The organism is Cystobacter fuscus (genome assembly GCF_044360685.1).
GTDB classification, from domain to species: domain Bacteria; phylum Myxococcota; class Myxococcia; order Myxococcales; family Myxococcaceae; genus Cystobacter; species Cystobacter fuscus_C.
Genome location: NZ_CP043491.1, coordinates 308,898 through 328,450, shown reverse-complemented (window position 1 = coordinate 328,450; position 19,553 = coordinate 308,898). Strand labels below are relative to the sequence as shown.

At 70.7% G+C, this 19,553-nt stretch carries 11 protein-coding genes; 4 read left to right on the top strand and 7 right to left on the bottom strand.

The genetic code is table 11. The annotated features are described in order from the left end of the window. Positions 1 to 89 precede the first annotated feature (89 nt). Entirely contained in the window at positions 90 to 2,774 is a 2,685-nt protein-coding gene (locus tag F0U63_RS01325) for an AsmA family protein (protein ID WP_395842860.1), read from the top strand. Between the two features lie 114 nt (positions 2,775 to 2,888). On the opposite strand, the gene F0U63_RS01320 is transcribed toward F0U63_RS01325, so the two are convergent. Then, positions 2,889 to 4,448 (bottom strand): methyl-accepting chemotaxis protein, encoded by a 1,560-nt coding sequence (locus F0U63_RS01320; protein WP_395842858.1) that lies wholly within the window; start codon positions 4,446 to 4,448, stop codon positions 2,889 to 2,891. A 228-nt stretch (positions 4,449 to 4,676) separates the two neighbouring features. Between F0U63_RS01320 and F0U63_RS01315 the strand changes: the two genes are divergently transcribed. Further along, positions 4,677 to 5,414 (top strand): GNAT family N-acetyltransferase, encoded by a 738-nt coding sequence (locus F0U63_RS01315; protein ID WP_395842856.1) that lies wholly within the window; start codon positions 4,677 to 4,679, stop codon positions 5,412 to 5,414. A gap of 137 nt (positions 5,415 to 5,551) precedes the next feature. After that, positions 5,552 to 9,586, top strand: coding sequence for an AAA family ATPase (locus F0U63_RS01310; protein ID WP_395842854.1), 4,035 nt, complete (start codon positions 5,552 to 5,554; stop codon positions 9,584 to 9,586). A gap of 9 nt (positions 9,587 to 9,595) precedes the next feature. Here F0U63_RS01310 and F0U63_RS01305 read toward each other — a convergent pair whose 3' ends face one another. Further along, positions 9,596 to 11,968, bottom strand: a complete 2,373-nt coding sequence (locus F0U63_RS01305; protein WP_395842852.1) for a D-arabinono-1,4-lactone oxidase — start codon at positions 11,966 to 11,968, stop codon at positions 9,596 to 9,598. Positions 11,969 to 12,180: 212 nt separating this feature from the next. Between F0U63_RS01305 and F0U63_RS01300 the strand changes: the two genes are divergently transcribed. Beyond that, a complete protein-coding gene (locus F0U63_RS01300) occupies positions 12,181 to 13,563 on the top strand; it encodes a sigma-54-dependent transcriptional regulator (RefSeq protein WP_395842850.1) in 1,383 nt (460 codons plus the stop codon). Here F0U63_RS01300 and F0U63_RS01295 read toward each other — a convergent pair. From F0U63_RS01295 to kdpC, 5 genes are all read right to left on the bottom strand, one after another. After that, on the bottom strand, positions 13,560 to 14,237 hold the full coding sequence (locus F0U63_RS01295; protein WP_395842848.1) for a hypothetical protein: 678 nt from the start codon (positions 14,235 to 14,237) through the stop codon (positions 13,560 to 13,562). The genes F0U63_RS01300 and F0U63_RS01295 overlap by 4 nt on opposite strands. 192 nt (positions 14,238 to 14,429) lie before the next feature. Then, complete coding sequence (locus F0U63_RS01290) at positions 14,430 to 15,713, bottom strand: hypothetical protein (RefSeq protein ID WP_395842846.1); 1,284 nt, start codon at positions 15,711 to 15,713, stop codon at positions 14,430 to 14,432. A 244-nt stretch (positions 15,714 to 15,957) separates the two neighbouring features. Continuing rightward, complete coding sequence (locus F0U63_RS01285; RefSeq protein ID WP_395842844.1) at positions 15,958 to 17,802, bottom strand: ATP-binding protein; 1,845 nt, start codon at positions 17,800 to 17,802, stop codon at positions 15,958 to 15,960. Beyond that, a complete protein-coding gene (locus F0U63_RS01280; protein ID WP_395842842.1) occupies positions 17,799 to 18,953 on the bottom strand; it encodes a sensor protein KdpD in 1,155 nt (384 codons plus the stop codon). Before F0U63_RS01280 ends, F0U63_RS01285 begins: the two co-directional genes overlap by 4 nt. Beyond that, the gene (gene kdpC, locus F0U63_RS01275; protein WP_395842840.1) at positions 18,953 to 19,552 is read right to left on the bottom strand and encodes a potassium-transporting ATPase subunit KdpC; all 600 of its coding nucleotides are present in this window, start codon (positions 19,550 to 19,552) and stop codon (positions 18,953 to 18,955) included. Before kdpC ends, F0U63_RS01280 begins: the two co-directional genes overlap by 1 nt. Between the last annotated feature and the right edge of the window lies 1 nt (position 19,553).

Below are 19,553 nucleotides of genomic sequence, written 5' to 3'. Positions count from 1 at the left end.
CGGCCCTCCTGGGCTAAGGCGTCCCCTGCTCGCCCGCTGGAGCTTCGAGCATCCCCCCGATTCCCGCTCGCGGGAGGAGGAACCGAGTGATGTCGCAACAACCGCTGAAGAAGAAGCGCTGGCCCTACATCCTGGGCGGCGTCGTCCTGTTGCTCGTGGTGGCCGGAGCCATCGCCCTGTGGAGGCTCGACGCCTACCTGCTCGAGCGCGCCCGCACCGAGGCCGCCACCTACGCGAAGCAGCTCGGCCGGCCCATCGAGATTGGTGACGTGTCCACCCGCCTGCTGCCCTCCGTGGGCGCCGAGGTGGAGAACGTCGTGGTGGGCGCCGCCGAGGGCGAGCCCGTGCCCCTCCTGGAGATGAAGCGCCTGGAGGTGGCGGTGGCGCTCTGGCCCGCGCTCACCTCGGGGGGCAAGGACATCCAGGTGAAGAACGCCGAGGTGTCCGGCCTCACCCTCAACTACGTGCAACTGCCGGACGGCACCACCAACGTCTCGCGCGTGCAGGACAAGCTCGCCGAGCAGCCCCCGGCCGAGGAGCCCGCCGACGACACGCCCACGGACCTGTCCGCCGTGCGGGTGGACCGGGCGGCGCTCACCGACGCCACCCTGCGCCTCATCGACCGGACGGGCGCGCAGCCGCGCGAGCTGGCCATCAACGATCTCGACGTGGAGGTGAAGGATCTGCGCGCGGGCAAGCCCCTGGAGGTGGTGCTCCACGCCGCGGTGCTCGCCGACAAGCAGAACTTCCACGTCACCCTGAACGCGGCGCCGCTGCCCCCCTCGCTCATCCCCGTGCCCGAGCGGCTGGTCATCCAGTCCGAGCCCATCGATCTCACCCCGCTGGGACCCTTCCTCGGCCCCGAGGTGGGACTCCAGGCGGGCTCGCTGCGCGCGGACTGGAAGGCGGAGCTGGGCGCGGCGGTGCCCGGAGGCAACGGCCCCACGTCGCTCCAGGGCGGGCTCCAGGCCCGGGGCCTGCGCTTCGCGGGCGCCGAGGGCGGCAAGGCGCTCGACGTGGTGGTGGACACCGACGTGTCGGGCGACATGAAGGCCGGAGACCTCTCCCTCAAGAAGCTGCTGCTGGAGCTCGGCCCGGCGCGCCTCACCGGCAAGGGCGAGGTGAAGGGCCTGCTCTCGGAGACGCCGTCCATGAAGGACTTCGAGCTGGTGGGAGAGAACCTCGATCCCGAGCTGCTCGCCGAGTACTACCCGCCACTGCGCAAGTCGCTGGCCAACCAGGTGGCGGGCCCCGTGGGCCTGGTGGTGAAGGCGGAGGGGACGCAGCAGGAGCAGGCGCTGAACGTGGACGTGGACCTGACGCCGGTGCGGCTGCGCATCCCCGAGCAGCTCTCCAAGGAGAAGGGTGGCACCATGCGGCTGACGGCCCGGGTGTCGGGCGCCGCGGCCAGCGGAGGCGCGCTGCGCTTCGAGGCGAAGACGGACCTCGGGGGCGTGGACATGCGTCCGGGTGGCCTGCTCAACAAGCGCCCGGGGCAGACCTTCACCGTGGACACCGCGGGCACCTACCAGCCCGAGAGCGGCAAGTCGCCCCTCAAGGTGGACCTGAGCCGGCTCAACGTGGCGCTGCTCGACGCCACCATGACGGGCAAGGCGTCGGTGGCGATGGCGGGTGAGGGCGCGAAGCAGACGACGACGTTCGCCCTGTCCATGAAGAGCCCGCGCCTCAACGCGGACGAGCTGATGGTGGAGGACGAGCCGGCCCCCGAGGGCGACAAGAAGCCCACCGGGGAACCCCCGTCGGATCCCCAGCGCTTCAAGGGCATGAGCGGCGACGTGCACCTGGAGATCGGCGCGCTGCGGATGAGCGACATGGACTTCTCCAACATGCTCGTGGACGTGAAGATGAAGGATGACCTCATCACCGTGGAGCGCTTCACCACGGGGGTGTATGGCGGCACGGTGTCGGCGAGCGGCAGCTCGGTGCGAATGGGGCCTCCGGCGGCGGAGCGGCCCTTCGAGCTGAAGGCGGAGGTGAAGGGCATGGACATGGCCGAGGCGCTCTCCTCGCGCGTGCCCAAGAAGGTGCTGGGCGGCAAGTTCGACGGCCAGATGAACCTGCAGGGCGTGGGCTACGAGACCGAGAGCCTCAAGGAGCGGCTCGCGGGCGCCATCGAGGGCAACCTCGCGGGCGGAGTGTTCTTCGGCGCGGACCTGCCCGCGGTGGTGTCGGGACCGCTCGTCAAGGCGCTGCCCTTCGCGGGCAAGGCGCTGAGCAGCGAGGGCGTGACGCAGCTCGCCGAGCAGCTGCCCTTCGGCGTGAAGATCGCCAACGGCGTGGCACAGCTGTCCAAGCCCATCACCTGGACGCGGCCCGAGGCGGCGATGAGCTTCGATGGCGGCATCCGGCTGGATGGCACGCTGGACCTGGCGGGCTCGGTGAACCTCCAGCCGCCGCTGGTGCAGAAGCTGACGCTCGGCAAGGTGACGCCCCCCGAGGCCCTGCCGGTGACGATGAAGCTCACGGGCAAGGCGTGGAGCCCCGAGGTGACGGGGCTGGACGTGATGCCGGCCGTCACCACCCTGGCGAAGCTGGCGGCGGCGGGCGCGGCCACGAGCCTGCTCGGCGACAAGGGCAAGCAGGTGGGGCAGATCATCACCGGCGGCACGGACGCGGCGAAGGAGGCCGCGCGCGCCGAGGCGGAGAAGCGCAAGCAGGAGCTGGAGGAGAAGGCCCGCCAGGAAGCGGAGGCCGCGCGCAAGAAGGCCGAGGAGAAAGCGAAGGACAAGCTCAAGGGCATCTTCAAGCGCTGAGCCGCTTGGGCCTCAGGAGCGGCCGGAAGCGGGGATCGGGAGGGGGGCCAGCCGTCGAGGCCCCCACCGGTCCCGGTCATGAGGGGCGCGCGGTAGACGAGGTCGAGGGCCCGCTCAGTCGTGGAAGCGGGCCGCCACCTGCTTGAGCTTGTCCAGGGACTGGTTCACCTGGCCCACCGCCTCCTTCGCGTCCCGCGTCGACTCGGACACCGCGCTCATCCGGTCCGTCAACGTGGCGATCACCTGGTGGAGCTGCTCGAGGCCCACGTTCTGCTGCTTCACCGACGCGACGATCTGCCGGGCCGCCTTGCCACTCTCGTTCACCACCGTGGTGATTTCCCTCAACCGGTCCGCCGACGTCATCACCTGGGAGATGCCCTCCTCCACCTGCTGGCTGTCCTGCTCCGCGATCGACACCGCGTTGCGGATGGCCTGGTTGATCTCCAGCAAGATCTTCCCGATGCGCTGGGTGCTCTGCAGCGACTGGCCACTGAGCGCCCGCATCTCGCGCGCCACCACCGCGAAGCCCCGCCCCTCCTCGCCCGCGCGCGCCGCCTCGATGGAGGCGTTGAGCGCCAGCACGTTCGACTGGTCCGCCAGGTCGCGCACACTGCCGATGATCTCCCCCGCGCGCGCCGCCTGCTCCGACAGGCTGGCCACGCTGCGCATCATCTCCTCCACGCGCGTGCTCAGCTGCTGCAACCCCCGCGCGCTGGTCTCGATGGAGCCCCGCCCCAGGGCGCTGAACTGATCCGCCTGCCCCGCCACCTTCAACACCACCTCGGCCCGCCCCGCCGCCTGACTCGCCGTCTGGGCGATCTGCCGCGTCATCTCCTCCACCTCGGCCAGCGAGTTGGACAGGTGGCCCAGGAACGTCACCTGCCGCTGGCTTGCCTCGGTGAGCCGCCCGGCCGCCCACGTCAGCTCGTCCACCGTGCCCCGCAGCGTCACCGGCACCGTGCGCAGCCGCGTCACCAGCGCCTCGATGCCCCGCGCCAGCTCGCCGAGCTCGTCCTGCGAGTTCACGTCGATGCGCTGGGACAGATCCCCCTCGGTCGCGATGCGCGTGGTCACCGCCGTCAGGCGCGTGAGCGGCCCCACCACCCCGCGCGCCAGCCAGACCGACAACCCCCCCAGCACCAGCACGCACAGCAGCCCCAGGCTGAGCACCCAGCCCTGGCGCCAGCGGTGCAACAGGCTCACCTCCTCCAGCGACCGCTCCAGCCCCGCCTGGGCCCAATCCCCCGCGCCGCGCAACACCTGGACCAGCGCCGCGTGGCGCTCCATCACCAGTGCCATGTTCCCGGGCCCGGCGCGCTGGGACGCATCCCAGAACGCGTCGAAGGCCTCGCGCATCATCCGCAACCGTCCCGGCTCCATCACCGGATTGTCCTGGACGCGCGCCAGCTCCCGCTGGAACTCCCCCGCCAGCTGCAACATCGCCGTCCGGCGCGCCGCGTCTCCCTCGGGCGACTGGTCGCGCAGGTGCCAGCGCAACAGGGACGCCAGCGAGTCGAACTGCCGCATCGAGGCGATCGCGGGCGAGTAGCCCTGGATGATGCGCGCGTTCAGCCGGTACACGTTCCGCCCCACCACCGCCACGATCGCCAGGATGAGCAGGAGGAACAGCGTGGCCACCATGGGCAGGACGGACGCCTTCTGCTTGAACGTCATCCGTTCACCCTCGTGCTCGACATGGAGTCCGGACGGACGCTCCGAACCGGAGGCGTACGACGCCTGGGCATGAGACTCCTTTCTTGGCGGGCCAGGGTGGCCGCGTCCTCAAGGATACCGGATGCCCACGTCCGGAAAAGCCCCCTCCCCGGACGGCCGTACGCCCTCGCCTGCCCTCTCATACGGTTGTTCGCGCATCGCCGCGGCGAGTCGGCTAGGACTCGGAACATGGCCGAGACGAAATCGCCCGCTCCCTCCCACAAGGGGCCCCTGGAAGTCCGCGTGCGCCGCATCCACCGCCGCGACCTCAACCGGGCCTGGGAGTTCCTCAAGCTCGTCTTCCGGGACGTCAACCGGGAGACCGTGGAATACCAACGGCCCCGCTCCAAGCGCCGCTTCCTCGAGGTGTACTCCTCCGAGTGGATCGAACAGCTCGTCTACGAGGTGGGTGGGGAGATCGTGGGTTACTCCGAGTGCGCCTTCGAGGCCTCGGGAGACGACAACTGGGTCAACCCGCGCTGGTTCGAGAAGCGGGGCATGCGGCCGCTCTTCGTCGAGGAGCTCGCCGTGCATCCGGACTACCAGGGCCGGGGCGTGGGCAGCTTCATCCTCGAGCAGCTCCAACACCTGGCGCGCACCCGGGGCTGCACCCACCTGGTGCTGGAAGTCGCGGAGAACAACGAATCCGCGCTCACCTGGTACCGCACGCGCAACTTCACCAAGCTGGATGCCGCCATCTTCCTCGCCCAGAAGGTGCCCGGCGAGCCGGATCTCCTGCCCCCGCGCCGCATCAAGCCCCGCCCCACCAAGCCCGTCGAGGGCACGCCCAACGCCGGCCCCATCCCCCAGGAGGGCGGTACCCCCACCCTCACCTCCGGCCGCAAGGCGCGCATGGTACGCGCGGTTTCCGGGGGAAGCCGGAAGAAGACGGCCGCCAAGGGGGCACCCAAGCCAGCGGAGGACTAGCCGGCGCGCGGGGGCCCCGCCGGGTGTCGTCCGTGTCACGCGACGGCGCCGCGAACAGGGGCCGGGTTCACTGCCAGAATGAGGAGTCATCGGGTAGCCTCCAGGCCCCCCCGCGCCACACTGGTCGTGAAAAACCCATGACGATGTCGCCCGAGCTGGCCGCCCATCTCCCCGAGTGGCTTCGCCGGAGGATGTCCGCTCGATCGCCCGCTCCGCCGACCCCCGAGGCGGAGCCCCTGCCCTGTGCCTTGTTGTTCGCCGACATCTCCGGCTTCACGCCCTTGATGGAGCGGCTGAGCCAGCATGGCCTGCAAGGGGTGGAAGAGCTGTCGAGGACCATGAACGGGTACTTCGATCAGCTCATCCGCGAACTCGCGGCGCATGGAGGCGAGGTTGCGCGCTTCGCGGGAGACGCGGCCCTGGTGCTCTGGCCCGCGTTAGACGCCTCGCGAGAAGCCCTGGCGGAGGCCACCCGGCGGGCGGCGCGGTGTGGTCTGCGCGTGCAGGAACGCCTGCACGCCTATCCGGTGAGCGAGGGCCTGACGCTCTCGCTCCGGCTGGGGTTGGGCACCGGGCAGATGCACGCCCTCATCGTGGGCGGCGATGACCGTTGGGAGTACCTCGTCCTGGGCGCGCCGATGCAGCAGGCCGCCGCGGCGCAGCAGGCCGCCCGCCCGGGAGAGCTCGTGGCCTCCCGCGCCGCCTGGGAGCACCTGGAGGGGTCCTTCGACGGCGTGGTGCGCTCGTCCGGCAACGTCCGGCTGCTGTCGTGCCGCGACGCCCCGCCCCCGCGCGCGGCGATTCCCCCCGAGCTCGCCCCCGGAGCGGAGGCGGCCCTGCTGCCCTTCGTGTCGCGCACGCTGCGCGCCCTGTTCGAGGTGCCCCACTCCGCCTGGCGCGCGGAGCTGCGGCGCGTCTCCGTGCTCTTCCTCGAGCTGCACGGTCTGGCCGAGCCCTCGTCGCCGGCGCTCCTGGCCCAGCTCCAGGCGGTCACGCTCGAACTCCAGAAGGCCGTGTATGCCTTTGGGGGAAGCATCAATCAATTGCTCGCGGATGACAAAGGCACCGTCCTGCTCGCCGCGTGGGGGCTGCCGACGAGCTCCCATGAGGACAACGCGGTGCGGGCCGTCCGGGCCGCCCTGCAAGCCCAGACAGCGCTCGAGCGGCTGGGGCTCTCCGCGTCCGTGGGCATCACCACCGGCCATGTCTTCTGTGGAGACCGGGGCGGGGTGTCCCGGCGCGAGTACGCCCTGGCCGGGCGTGTCGTCAACCTGGCCGCCCGGCTGATGCAGGCGGCGCACGGGGGGCTGCTGTGTGACGAGACGACGGCCCGCGAGGCCAGCCCGCGCATCGGGTTCGAGCGCCTCGAGTCCCTGACGCTCAAGGGCGTGGACAAACCGGTGCCGGTGCTGCGCCCCGTGCTGGAGCAGCGCCGCCCCGAGCAGCCCGCGGCCATCACCGGCCGCGAAGCGGAGCGCGCCCTGCTCGACGAGGCCCTGCGGCAAGTGGCATCGGGGCGCGGAGGCCTCGTGGTGCTCGAGGGCGAGGCGGGCATCGGCAAGTCCAGCCTCGTGCGCTACCTCCAGGGCCGGGCCCAGGACCACCACGTGTTCCAGGCGGCCACCGACGCGGTGGAGAGCACCACGCTCTACTACGCCTGGCGGACCGTCTTCGCCGACATCCTCGGGTGCACCCACGCCCCGTCGGCCTCGGCCCGGCGCTCCCTGCTGCTCGAGCGGTTCGCCGGGAATGAACGCCTGCTCTCGCTCGCCCCGTTGCTCAATCCCGTGCTGCGGGTGGATCTGCCCGACACGGAGCTGACCGCCCAGCTCCAGGACGAGGCGCGGGCGGACACCACCCAGGGCCTGCTGCTCGAGCTGCTCGCCCGGGAGATCCGCGGCAACCCGAGCGTGTTCATCCTCGAGGACGTGCACTGGCTCGACTCGGCCTCCTGGGAGTTGACGCGGCGGTTGCTGCGCGAGCACCCCCAGCACCTGCTCCTGCTGACCACCCGCCCGGATCCCGACGACGCCGCCTCTCCCCTCAAGTCCATCCTCCGCATGCCCTCGGCCCGGCACCTGCGGTTGCAGCCGATGCCGGCCCGGGACATCTCCCGGCTCATCTGCTCGCGGCTCGGGGCCACCCGGCTGTCCGCGCCGCTGGAGTCCTTCATCCACGAGCGCGCCGAGGGACACCCGTTCTTCACCGAGGAGCTGCTCTACGTGCTCCGGGACCAGGGCCTGCTGGTCACCGAGGCGGGCGAGTGCCGCTTCTCCGAGTGGGCCAGCACCTCGGCTCCCCTCTCGATTCCCTCCACGCTGGAGGGACTCATCACCAGCCGTATCGATCGGCTCAGCCCCACCGAACAGCTCACCATCAAGGCGGCCAGTGTCATCGGCCGGGCGTTCCATCCCGAGACGCTGCGCGACATCCATCCCATCGAGGACGCCCGGGCCTCGCTGGACGCCCAGCTCGAGCACCTCGGCCGCCTCGAGCTGATGGTGCGCCCCCCGGCCCCACGGGAGGACACGTCGTACCTGTTCAAGCACGTCATCACGCAGCAGGTGGTCTACAACCTGCTGCTGTTCGAGCAGCGGCGCCAGCTCCACGAGGCCGTCGCGCGCTGGTACGAGCGGACCTACGCCGACGACCTGTCCGCCTACTACGCGCTGCTCGCCCACCACTGGCTCAACGCGGACGCCACGTCCAAGGCCATCGACATGCTGGAGAAGGCGGGGGAACAGGCCTTCCAGACGAACGCCTGCCACGAAGCACTGGGGTTCTTCTCCAAGGCGCTCGAGCTGGACGCGCAGAGCGGCCACCCGGTGGAGCCGTTGCGCCGGGCCCGCTGGGAGCGGCAAATCGGTACGGTCCAATCCCGCCTCGGCCACCTGTACGAGGCCCAGGACGCCCTCTGGCGCTCACTCACCCGGCTGGGCTTCTCCTCGACCACCGCGCGCAGCTTCCGGGTGGACGTGCTGCGGGAGATCCTCCAGCAACTGCTCCACCTGCTGCTTCCTCCCCGGCTGCGCCTGGGCCGCGCACGGGACGAGCCCCGCCTGCTGGAGGCGGCCCTCATCTGCCTCGAGCTGTCGACGCTGTCCTATTGGAGCGGCGAGGAGCAGCGGCTCGGCTACTTCATGCTGCGCTCCATCAACCTGGCCGAGCGCGTTCCCCCCTCGGGGGTCCTGGCCCGGGCCTATGCCAGCCTGGTGCTGGCGCTCGGCCATCTGGGCATGCACCGGCTCGCCCGCCGCTACCAGAAGTCCGCCTCCGAGCTGAGCGCGCGTCTGACGAATGTCCAGGAGCGCGCCCACGTCCAGCGCGCCATTGGCTCCTACCTGCTCTCCACGGGCCAGTTCGCGCGGGCCGAGGCCGCCCTCGAGCTCTGTCTGTCCGACTTCCGCCAGCTCGGAGACATGAGGCTCGCGGAGGAGGAGATGTTCGAGATCTTCAACCTGTGCTTCCTCCAGGGGCGGCTGGACCCCGCCCTGGCGCTGGCCCACGAGCTGCTGGCGCTGGCACGCCGCCGGGAAGACCGCCAGACGGAGAGCTGGGCGCGTGTGGCCCTGAGCCGGATGCTCCTCAAGTTCGGCCGGGAGCGGGAGGTGCTCGAGCTGCTCAAGGGCCATGAGACGCCCCAGGACATCCTCGGTGGCATTCCCCTGCTCGCCGTCCTGGCCCTGGCGAGGCTGCGCGTGGGCCGCCTGGCCGAGGCGCGCGCGGCGGCCGAGCAAGGCGTGGCGCTGCTCTCCCAGCGCTCCAGCACCGCCATCAACGCCGAGGCCTACACGAACATCGTCACCGTGCTGACGACGCTCTGGACCCAGGCGCAGGAGGACGCTCCCGAGCGCGCGCACTTCGAGCGGCTGACGAAGCGCGTCTGTGACCGGGTGAGCAGGGTCGGCCAGGTCTTCCAGCTGGCCGCTCCCGCCGCCTGGCTGTGCCAGGGCAAGTACCAGCTCGCCCGATCGCGGCGGCGCGCGGCGCGCAAGGCCTTCGAGAAGGCCCTGCGGATCGCCCGGAAGCTGGGAATGCCTTTCGAGCAGATGGAGGCCCACGATGCGCTGTACCTGCTCGGGGAGGCCGACCGGGCGTGGCACCTGGAGCAGGCCCGGAGGCTCCAGCCCGAGCCCCCCGCGGAGACCGCGCGCAAGGGGTGGGTGGCGTAGGCCCCGCCCTCAGCTCGCGCGGGGGTGCAGCTTCTCGTGGATGAACATTCCCAGGAACGCCCCGCCTCCGAGCGCCAGGGCGACGGAGAAGAGCGCGAGCGTCTCCCACAATGGCTCGCTCCGCCGCAGCCCGTCCAACAGCAGGGCGATCTCGAACGCGAAGAAGACGAGGTTGACGCTCACCGCGAAGCGCAGCAGCGACTGGAAGCGGCTCGCGGTGCGGGAGGAGAAGCACAGCAGGCCATACCCGGCGACGAGGGCATTGAACGTCACCACGGGCACCTCGAAGAGATGGAAGGCGAGCACGCACCCGAGTGAGCTGCCTGCCACCTCGCACGTCGTCCAGGGCGTGCCGAGGAGGAAGGGGACGTGGGCCACGGCGATGCCGTAGAGCACGGTCGCCAGGGTCAGCCAGCAATAGAAGCGCACCCAACCCGCCACGTCCCAGCCCTGGGCGCTCCGGGAGGGAGGCTCGAGGGGCTTGGACGGCCATCGACAGCGGATCTCATCCTGCCCTGCGACGGAGGGCGCGGGGATGATCATGATGAGCGGCGTCCCGGCGTCCTCGCGCGGCTGGGGCGCGGGCAGGTGCGACAGGTCGAAGCGCTGGCGCCAGTAGCGGGTGAGGAAGATGTTGTTCGGATCCAGCTTCCGCCGGCGCTCGAGGAAGTCGTCCCACCGGGCATACTGGCCGCGGAAGAAGGCGGCCCAGTCCGCCAGTTCCTCCTGACTCCCCACGGGATGGCCCTTGCCCCAGTGCAGACGGAAGGGGATGCCGTTGTCCCGGAACAACTTCCAGAACTGGGGATAGAAGACCTCGGCCGGATCGCCCGCGTTCCTCTGGAACCAGTAGAAGTCGATGCGCAGCACGCCGTCGCGCCACACGTCCTGCCCATCGCTGTAGGACATGCTCATCCACGCCGGATTGGGAGGGGCACCATAGAGCTCGATGGCATACGTACCCGTGCGCCGCAGGGCCTCCTGGGCCGAGGCCGGCTCGTCGAAGTAGTCCTTCAGCAACTTCATGGCCCGCTGGGTGTACGGGAGGGGAATCCACAACTCCGTGAACGTGGTGGGCAGCAGCGAGCCGATGACCTGGTTGTCCATGGGCAGGCCCCGCCAGCTCCAATCGCGGAAGCACTGGGGCTCGCCCTTGTCCTGGCCCTTCTTGCTCGAATCCAACGGCATGAACGTGTCGAGCGCCATCCCCATGAGGTTCGGCAATTCCTTGCGCAAGAGCGGAGCCGCGAGCGCGAGCACCTCGATGGCCGCGTCCAGCGTTCCCTCCAACGCCAGGGTGAGGGCCTCGACCAGGGGCTGGCCCACCCGGCCCAGACACGCGAGGCGTTGGATGAGCTCCTCGTCCACCTGCTCGAAGATGGGCTCCAGCTTGGAGCGGGCCGCCCGGAGGTCATCCAGATTGCCCAGCAGGGTGAAGAACAAGCAGACGAAGACCTGGGACAGCTCGGGGTCCCCGCTGAACTCCTGATAACGCGCGGGCCGGAAACCCGGCTCCGGATCGATGCGCTGGGCCTGCCAGACGACGAGCCGCTCGCCCTTGCGCTGAGGGAACCACTCCAGGCGCGCGTACTCCGTGCGCTCCAGGAACCGCGCCAGCGAGGGACGCTCTTCGCTCCCCTCCCCGAACAGGTCCACCGACGCGTCCTTCACGCGGGTGATGGCCTCCTGGCCGGTGATGTTGAACGCCGGCACGCAGCGCAGGACCACCTTGGAGATGATTCCCAAGAGGCCCATGGACGTGACGGTGGCCTGGAAGTCCTCGGGCGTCCGGTCCCGGTCCACCTCGTACACCTCGCCCCGGCCGTCGATCATCCGCAGGCCCTGGATGTCGTCATAGACGGACCAGCTCAACGAGCCGCCGCTGGAGCCCGTGGAGAAGAAGCCACTCACCGTCTGATGGGTGATGCCGCCCAGGTCCGACAGCGTCCAGCCCAGCCGCCAGAGATTGAAGAGCAGGCTGTTCTCCAGCGTGGAGGTACGGCTGGGGTCCTCCGGATCCACCCCCAGGTTCACGCCCGCCTCCACCTCCACGAGCCGCTGCCCGACATCCACCACCCGCATGCCCCGGTAGTTGTTGAGCAGGACATGGATGGCGCCGGAGGCAGGCGCGCTCGCCGGGCCGGCCGGGCCGTCCTCGGTGACGAGCGGATCCGCGTAGATGGAGGCCGCGACCGAGTGCGCCGAGCCCCGGACCCGCAATTGCTTGCCCTCGGCATGGGCCTTCTTCACCAGGGCGATCAACGCCTCCTCGCTCGCGGGCCGGTAGAAGCCGTCCGCATCCCTCTCGATGGTGACGCTCGCGCGGCCGGCTCGGGTGCTCTTCCTCGCTCCGGACTCTTCCCACGGGCTGATGACTGCCATGTCTTTCCCCCTCGCTGTGATTGCCCCCCCGAGAAGGAAGACTAGGGGAAGGCATTAGCCCAGGCTGTGATCCGGCTCACACACCCGCCGTGAAGCATTTCACACGGCCGTTGGCCCGAGATGCCTTTGTAAGTCATTGAACATTCGTCTGGGTTCACCGCCGGGAAGCCTTCTCCCCCCTGATGCCCCGGCGCGGACATAGGATGGGCCTCATGGAGACCGGACCTGTGACGCCCGTGGTGGAGCCCCGCCCGATGCGGGTGCTGGTGGTGGATGACGAGCGCAACATCCGCACCACCCTGCGCGTCTGCCTGGAGGGGCTCGGGTGCGAGGTGCGCGAGGCCGCCACCGGCGACGCCGCGCTCGCCGCGCTCGCCCAGGCCCCGGCGGACCTGGCCTTCGTGGACCTGCGCCTGGGCACCGCGAGTGGCCTGGAGCTGCTGCCGCGCCTGCTCGCCGAGTCCCCTACCCTGGACATCGTCCTCATCACCGCCTACGCCACCTTCGACACCGCCGTGGAGGCGGTGCGGCGCGGGGCGCGTGACTACCTGCCCAAGCCCTTCACCCCGGCGCAGATCCGCCACCTGGTGGACAAGACGCGCGCCCACCGCGAGCGGGGCTTCCAACTGGACGCCCTGGCCGAGCAGCTCGCGCAGTCCGTGCCCGAGGCCACCCTGGAGACGGCCTCGCCCCTCATGCACGCCGCGCTCGCGCTCGTCACCCGGGCGGCGGCCTCGGACGCGGCGGTGCTCCTGCGCGGCGAGAGTGGCACCGGCAAGGGCGTGCTCGCGCGCACCCTGCACTCGCTGAGCGCGCGGCGCCGCCGCCCCTTCGTCACCGTCAACTGCCCCACCCTGTCCGAGCAGCTGCTGGCCAGCGAGCTGTTCGGCCACGTGCGCGGCGCCTTCACCGGCGCGGTGCGCGACCAACCGGGCCGGGTGGAGCAGGCCGAGGGCGGCACGCTCTTCCTCGACGAGGTGGCGGAGATGAGCCCCGCGCTCCAGGCCCAGTTGCTGCGCTTCCTCCAGGAGAAGCAGTTCGAGCGCCTGGGCGAGGGGCGCACGCGCCGGGCGGACGTGCGCGTGGTGGCGGCGACCAACCGCGACCTCGAGAAGGACGTGGCCGAGGGGCGCTTCCGCGAGGATCTGCTCTACCGGCTCAACGTCATCGAGGTGAAGCTGCCGGGCCTGCGCGAGCGGCCCGAGGACATCCTGCCCCTGGCCCGGCGCTTCGTGACGTTCTTCGCGCGCGCGGCCCAGCGCGCCGTGCCCGAGTTGTCCCCGGCGACGGAGGCGATGCTGCGCGCCTATGCGTGGCCGGGCAACGTGCGCGAGCTGAGGAACGCCGTGGAGCGCGCGCTCATCGTCTGGCCCGCCGGGGTGCTCGAGCCCCAGGCCTTCCCCGAGCGCATCGCCGCGGCCACGGGCTCACATGTCACCTTGGGCGGGCCCCATACGCTGGAGGAAGTGGAGCGCGAGCACATCCTCCGGGTGTTGGCGAGCGTGCCCACGCTGGACGAGGCCGCGCGGGTGCTCGGCATCGACGCGTCCACGCTGTGGCGCAAGCGCAAGCGGTACGAGACCCCGCCGGACTAGAACGCCCAACCCAGACCGACTGACAGGCGCGGATCCACGCTCCAGCCAAACCGGGGCGAAGTGTCGATGTCCACCGAGGGAGCGTCCGAGGTCATCGTCGTGCGGTCGCTGAGCGCCCCGAGCCCCAGGCCCACCTGCACGGTCAGGCCCGGAGAGAAGATGGCGGTGTAGCCCACCCGGAGGCTGCCTCCGTAGGAGAGGACGTTCGAAGTGGTTCGCACGGTTTGCGACCCATTCTGCCCGAGTGCGAGGCCATAGGAGTTGTACTGGGACATTGCCGCCTCCACATGAGGACCCACCCAGAACCCCTCGGGCGCACGGCCCGAGAGATAGAAGTGCACGCCTGGATCGACACGCACGCCCCAGTTCAGGGAGGGAGCGAGTCCGAGACCTGCCCCCTCCAGATTGGGATCGAGGGAGCGCACGCCGCCGGACACCGACGCCGCGAGCGCCACGTTCGAGCCCACCGCGTGCTCCACGCTCGCCCCCTGAGTCGACGTCTGAAACGAGAGCAGGCCCAACCCCAGACCCATCGACTGCACCATGATCACGGTACCCCGCGAAGGCGCTTCGGCCTCGGCTTCGGCCTCGTCCTGGGCCCGACCCGTCCCCGGCAGCAGTCCCATTCCCACGCTCGCAGCCACGACACTCCACCGCATCCACGTCCGCATCATCCGTCTGATTCCTTCCAAGTTCCGGCCCTGTGCCGCGTGGGAGGGATTGCAGCGCGCGTGCCACGCATCGGCCCCGAGGGAGACGGAGCGGAGCAACACCCCGCGTGTGACAGATTGATCCGCTCCGTGACGAAGGCGGTGGGACAATCTGTCTTCAGCCCTGAATGCCTTGTGGGTCGTGTACCCGCGGCGTCAGTGGCCATGCCCGGGTGCGCCCCTCATCACGGGCGCCAGCCGCACGTACACCATGCCGCCCAGGGGCGTACGGCCCCCATACAGGGCGGCGAGGTCCTCGGGGACGAGGTTCAGCGCGCCGCGCACGCCCACGCCCGCCTTCACGGGGCCCCAGGGATTGAATTGGTAGAGGTAGCCGAGCGCCAGGACACCCACGTCGAAGGTCTCGTGCTCCAGGAGGCCAGACAACGCCAGGTCATGCCCCGTCTTGCGCACGTACTCCACCCGGCCGAAGACGGCGTGGTGGCCGTCCAGGTCCACGTTGCTCTCCAGGAGCGCGGAGTTCGTGGGGCGCTCGTCGCCCTCCACGTTCCGTCCGAAGACGGCCGTGGTGGCCCAGAAGCCGTGCGCGCCCACCGGCGCGTGGTACATGGCCGACGCGGTGAAGCGCTGCACCGGCACGCCTGGATGGAGCGCCTCGGGGCTCGGCAGGTAGCCGTAGGACACCTGGGTGCTCACGCGCGACGTGGGGTTGACGGACAGGCGCGCGGAGAAGGAGTCGGGCAGCCGCAAGTCCAGGTCGTAGCGGAACTCGTCGGGCTCGCGGCCGTTGAACGCGGAGACCTCCAGTCTGGCCAGGGGGGTGACGAGGCCCGCCGTGACCACGCCAAAGGAGATGTGGGTCGAGTCCTGCCAGTGGTGGCCCAGGACGGCGAGCGGATCGAAACGGGCGGAGGCGCGGTGCGGGAAGGCCACGGGCCCCAGTGCCGGCTCGCCCGCCGGGGCCACGTAGAGCATCAGGCCCCAGGTGTCCGAGAAGTAGTGGGTGTAGGACGCCGCCAGCTCCATGAAGAGGTCATGCGGGTGCTGACGGTCATGCAGCGGCTCACCCCGGTAGGACTCGCCGGACTGGAGCAGGAGCGGGTAGCCGCCGTTGGCCCCGGCGGTGAGGGGATCGGGGCTGAGCATCACGCTGAGGACGAGCTGCCCCGAGGGCAGCTCCCGGTCGGCCATGAGCATCAACCAGCCGAGCGCCTCCGGAGCGCTCGCGCCCCGGGGTCCGCCCTGCACGTCGTAGCCGCCGAAGAGCAGGCCCTGGAACATGAGACCCCACCCCGCCACCCGCGCGTGAATCATGGAAGGAGGGAAGCGGTCCGGCTGCCACGACGTGCCCGAGCCCCGGCGCATCAGGGGAATGTCGCGGAGGGAGCGCACCTCGGAGTCGTCGGCGCCCATGCCCATGTTCCTCATGGAGGACTCGTGGGCGTGCGCGTCATGCGCCGGGGTGTCGGGCGGAGACATGTCACCGTGCTCGTGCCCGGACATCGGCTCTTGGGCTCGGGCGAACGCAGACAGGAGCAGACAGAGGGCGAGAAGCGGAGCGCGCATGTCCCGGCACTGTTCCGGAAATGCACCTCACAGCTCAAGGGATGACCTCGGGCTCCTGCGCGCTCCTGGACAGAAGGTGCCGATGCTCAGATCTGTCAGCGACACGGCACCGAACACACCAGCACCTCGGGCGGTGAGTGGGACCAAGACGTCCCTCTCAGACCTGTTCGTCCCGCCGTGAACGCGGAAGCGAGAACCCGAAGGTGCTTCCCCGGCCCACCTCGCTCGTCAATCCCAGCTCGCCCCCGTGCGCCTGGACGATCTCCTGAGCGATGGACAGGCCCAGTCCCGCGCTGCCCGTCCCGGCGCCCGGCACCCGGTAGAACTTCTCGAAGACCCGCGTCTGGTGCTCCGGGGCGATGCCCTCGCCCGTGTCCACCACCTCGAAGCGGATCCGCGCCTCGCCGTCCCGCCGCGCCCGCACCACCACCTCGCCCTCGCGCGGCGTGTGCCTCACCGCGTTGGCCACCAGGTTGGAGAGCACCAGTTGCAGCCGCTCCGGATCCGCCTCCACCCGCACGTCCTCCACCTCCGGGTCGGACTCCTCCCGCAGGCGCACGCCCTTGTCCTCCGCCGCCATCCGATGCGGGGCGAGCGCCGCCTCCAGCACCTCGCGCGTGGATACGGGCCGCAATTCCAGCACCTCCCGGCCCGATTGCAGCTTGGACAGGTCCAACAGGTCATCCACGATGCCCTGCAATCGCTCGCAGTCCTCGCGCGCCGCGTGGAGCAGATCCGCCTGCTTCTCCGTGATGGGGCCCGCCGCCTCCTCCACGCACAGGTGGATGGCCATGCGCAACGACGTGAGCGGCGTGCGGAACTCGTGCGCCACCGTGGCCACCAGGTCGTTCTTCAGCTCGTCGAAGCGACGCAGCCGCGTCACGTCCTGGAGGATGACCGTCGCGCCCACCACGCCACCGCCCTCGCCATACACCGGGCTGCCCCGCGGCAGGAGCCAACGCGCCCCCTCGGACGCCTCCAGCCGCACCGCCTCCTCGTAGCCGGTGGGCAAGTACGCGCCCTTGCCGCCCAACACGTGCGCGCGCACCCGCTCGAGCACCTCGCGCACCTCGGGCGCCACCTGGCCCAGCGTCCCGCCCGCCTCCATGGACAGACGCAACGCCTCCTCCGCCGCGCGGTTGACGTTGAGCACTCCCCCCTCCACGCCAAACACCACCACCAGGTCCGGCAGGCTGTCGATCGCCGCCTGGGCCGACGCCTGCGCCTGGAGCAACTCCCCCAGGGAGCTGCGCTGGTAGCGCTGGAGCGCCTCGGCCATGGCGTTGAAGTCCCGCGCGAGCCCGGCGATCTCATCCCCGCCCTCCACCACCGCGCGCGTGCCCAGGTCTCCCTCGCCCAGCCGCCGCACCGCTCCCGACAATACCCCCACCGGCCGCAGCGCCCGCTGCGTGAGCGAGGCCGAGGCCAGCAGTCCCCCCGCGAGCGCGCCCACCACCGCCAGCCCCATGAGCACGTTCACCCGCTGGCTCTGCCGCTGCTGGGCCTCGCTCTTGCGCACCATGGCGTCCTGGTTGAGCACGAGAATGGCCCGCGCCGCCTCCCTCGCCGCCTGGAAGCCCGGCGCGAGTGTCTCGAAATACACCCCGCGCACCTCGCCGGGCTCCCGTCCGAGGAAGCGCTCGTATTGGCTCTGGTAGCGGGACCAGGCCTCGCGCAGCCGGCGCGTGGCCTCGGCCTCACCGGACTCGGTGATGTTGCCCTCCTGGATGCGCAGCGTCGTCTCGAGCGGCACCCGGTGGGCCTCCACCTGCTCCAGGCCCCGTTGCCGCTCGCCCGCCACGACGAAGAGCGCCGCGCTGTCCAGCCGCTCCAGGTGCTCGATGATGTCCTGCATGGCCAGCACGCTGCGGTAGTTGTCCGCGAGGATGCCCTGCCCGGCGCGCCCCAGCTCGCGCAGCGTGTTCACGGCCACCACACCCACCAGCAGCAGGGCGAGCGCCAGGGGCACCTGGGCCAGCAGCAGCTTGTGACGCAAAATCATGGCCGCCGCTCCTCACGCGGGGGGTGGAAGGACACCACGTGGATGTCGATGCCCTCTCCCTCTCGCAACAGCCGCACGTCCGAGGCGAGCCCCAGCATGCGCCGCCACCAGGGCTGGCGCGAGCGGCCCACGATGATGTGCCCCACCCCGTGCGAGCGCGCGAAGTCCAGCAGCGCCCCCACGGGGTCTTCCGACTTGAGCCGCACCACCTCCGCGCCCAGCTCCCGCGCCAGCTCGATGTTCGTGAGCAGATGGCGCTGCGCCTCGGCGTCGATGAGGTGTGGGGCCTCGCGCGGCGTCTCCACGTACACGACGAACCAATCCGTGTTCAGCCGGCCCGCCATGCGCGAGCCCCGGCGCAGGAGCGTGGCCGCGTGCGGCGGGTTGCTGCTGAGCGCCACCATCAACCGGCCCCAGCCCCCGGGCTTCGGCGAGTCCTCCCCCGCTCGCGTCCGCGTGCCCGTGGCCCGATCCAGGCTCTCGGCCACCTCCCGCAGCGCCAGCTCGCGCAGCGTGGACAGGTTGTCCTGGCGGAAGAAGCTCTCCAGCGCGCCCGGCACCTTGTCCGCCGCGTAGATCTTCCCCGCCCGGAGCCGCTCGTGCAGATCCTCCACCGCCAGGTCCAGGTTCACCACCTGGTCCGCGCTCTTGAGGAAGCTGTCCGGGAGCGTCTCGCGCACGCGCACGCCGATGGTGCGCTCGAGCAGATCATTGAGGCTCTCCAGGTGCTGCACGTTGAAGGCACCAATGACGTTGATGCCCGCGGCGAGCAGTTCCTCCACATCCTGGTAGCGCTTGCGGTGGCGGCATGGGGGCGCGTTGGAGTGCGCCAGCTCGTCCACCACCACCACCTGGGGCTTGCGCGCGAGTACCCGGTCCAGGTCCATCTCCTCCACGGACACGTCGCGGTAGGTGAAGACGGCGCGGGGAATGGACTCCAGCCCCTCGACGAGCGCCTGGGTCTCGGCGCGGCCGTGCGTCTCGACGAAGCCGAGCACCACGTCCACGCCGCGCTTTCGCAGGGCATGGGCCTCCTCGAGCATGCGGTACGTCTTGCCCACGCCGGCGGCGAAGCCGATGTACAGCTTCAGCCGCCCGCGCCGGCCGCGCTCGACCAGCTCCAGGAAATCCTCCGCGCGCCCTCGGGGCATCAAGACCCTCCGGCCAACGTAGCCGTCCCCAGACGGCGATCCAACGCCAGATTGAGCAGGAGCACGTTCACCCGGGGCTCGCCGAGCACGCCCAGGGTCCGCTCCTCGACGAGCGAGTCCACCACGGCCTGGACACGCTCGGGCTCCACGCGGCGCGCCCGCGCCACCCGGGGCACCTGCCAGCGCACGGCCTCGGGCGACAGGTGGGGATCCAACCCCGAGCCGGAAGCCGTGACGAGTTCGGTGGGCACCGGCCCCGGGGCCTCGGGGTTGTCCTGGCGCAGGCGCTCGGCGTCGGCCGAGACGCGCTCGCGCAGCTTCTGGGAGGTGGGCCCCAGGTTGCTGCCCGAGGAAGCAGAGGCGTCATACCCGGTGCCCGCCGCGGAGGGACGGGGCTGGAAGTAGCCCGCGCGCGAGAAGCCCTGGGCGAGGAGGGAGCTGCCCACCACCTGGCCGCGGTCATCGGTGACGAGCGAGCCCTGGGCCTCATGGGCGAAGAGCACCTGGGAGAGGCCGGTGACGGCCAGGGGGTAGAGCAGCCCGGTGAGGGCGAAGGTGACGAGCGTGGCGCGCAGGCCGCACAGCAGGGTGGAGAGCATG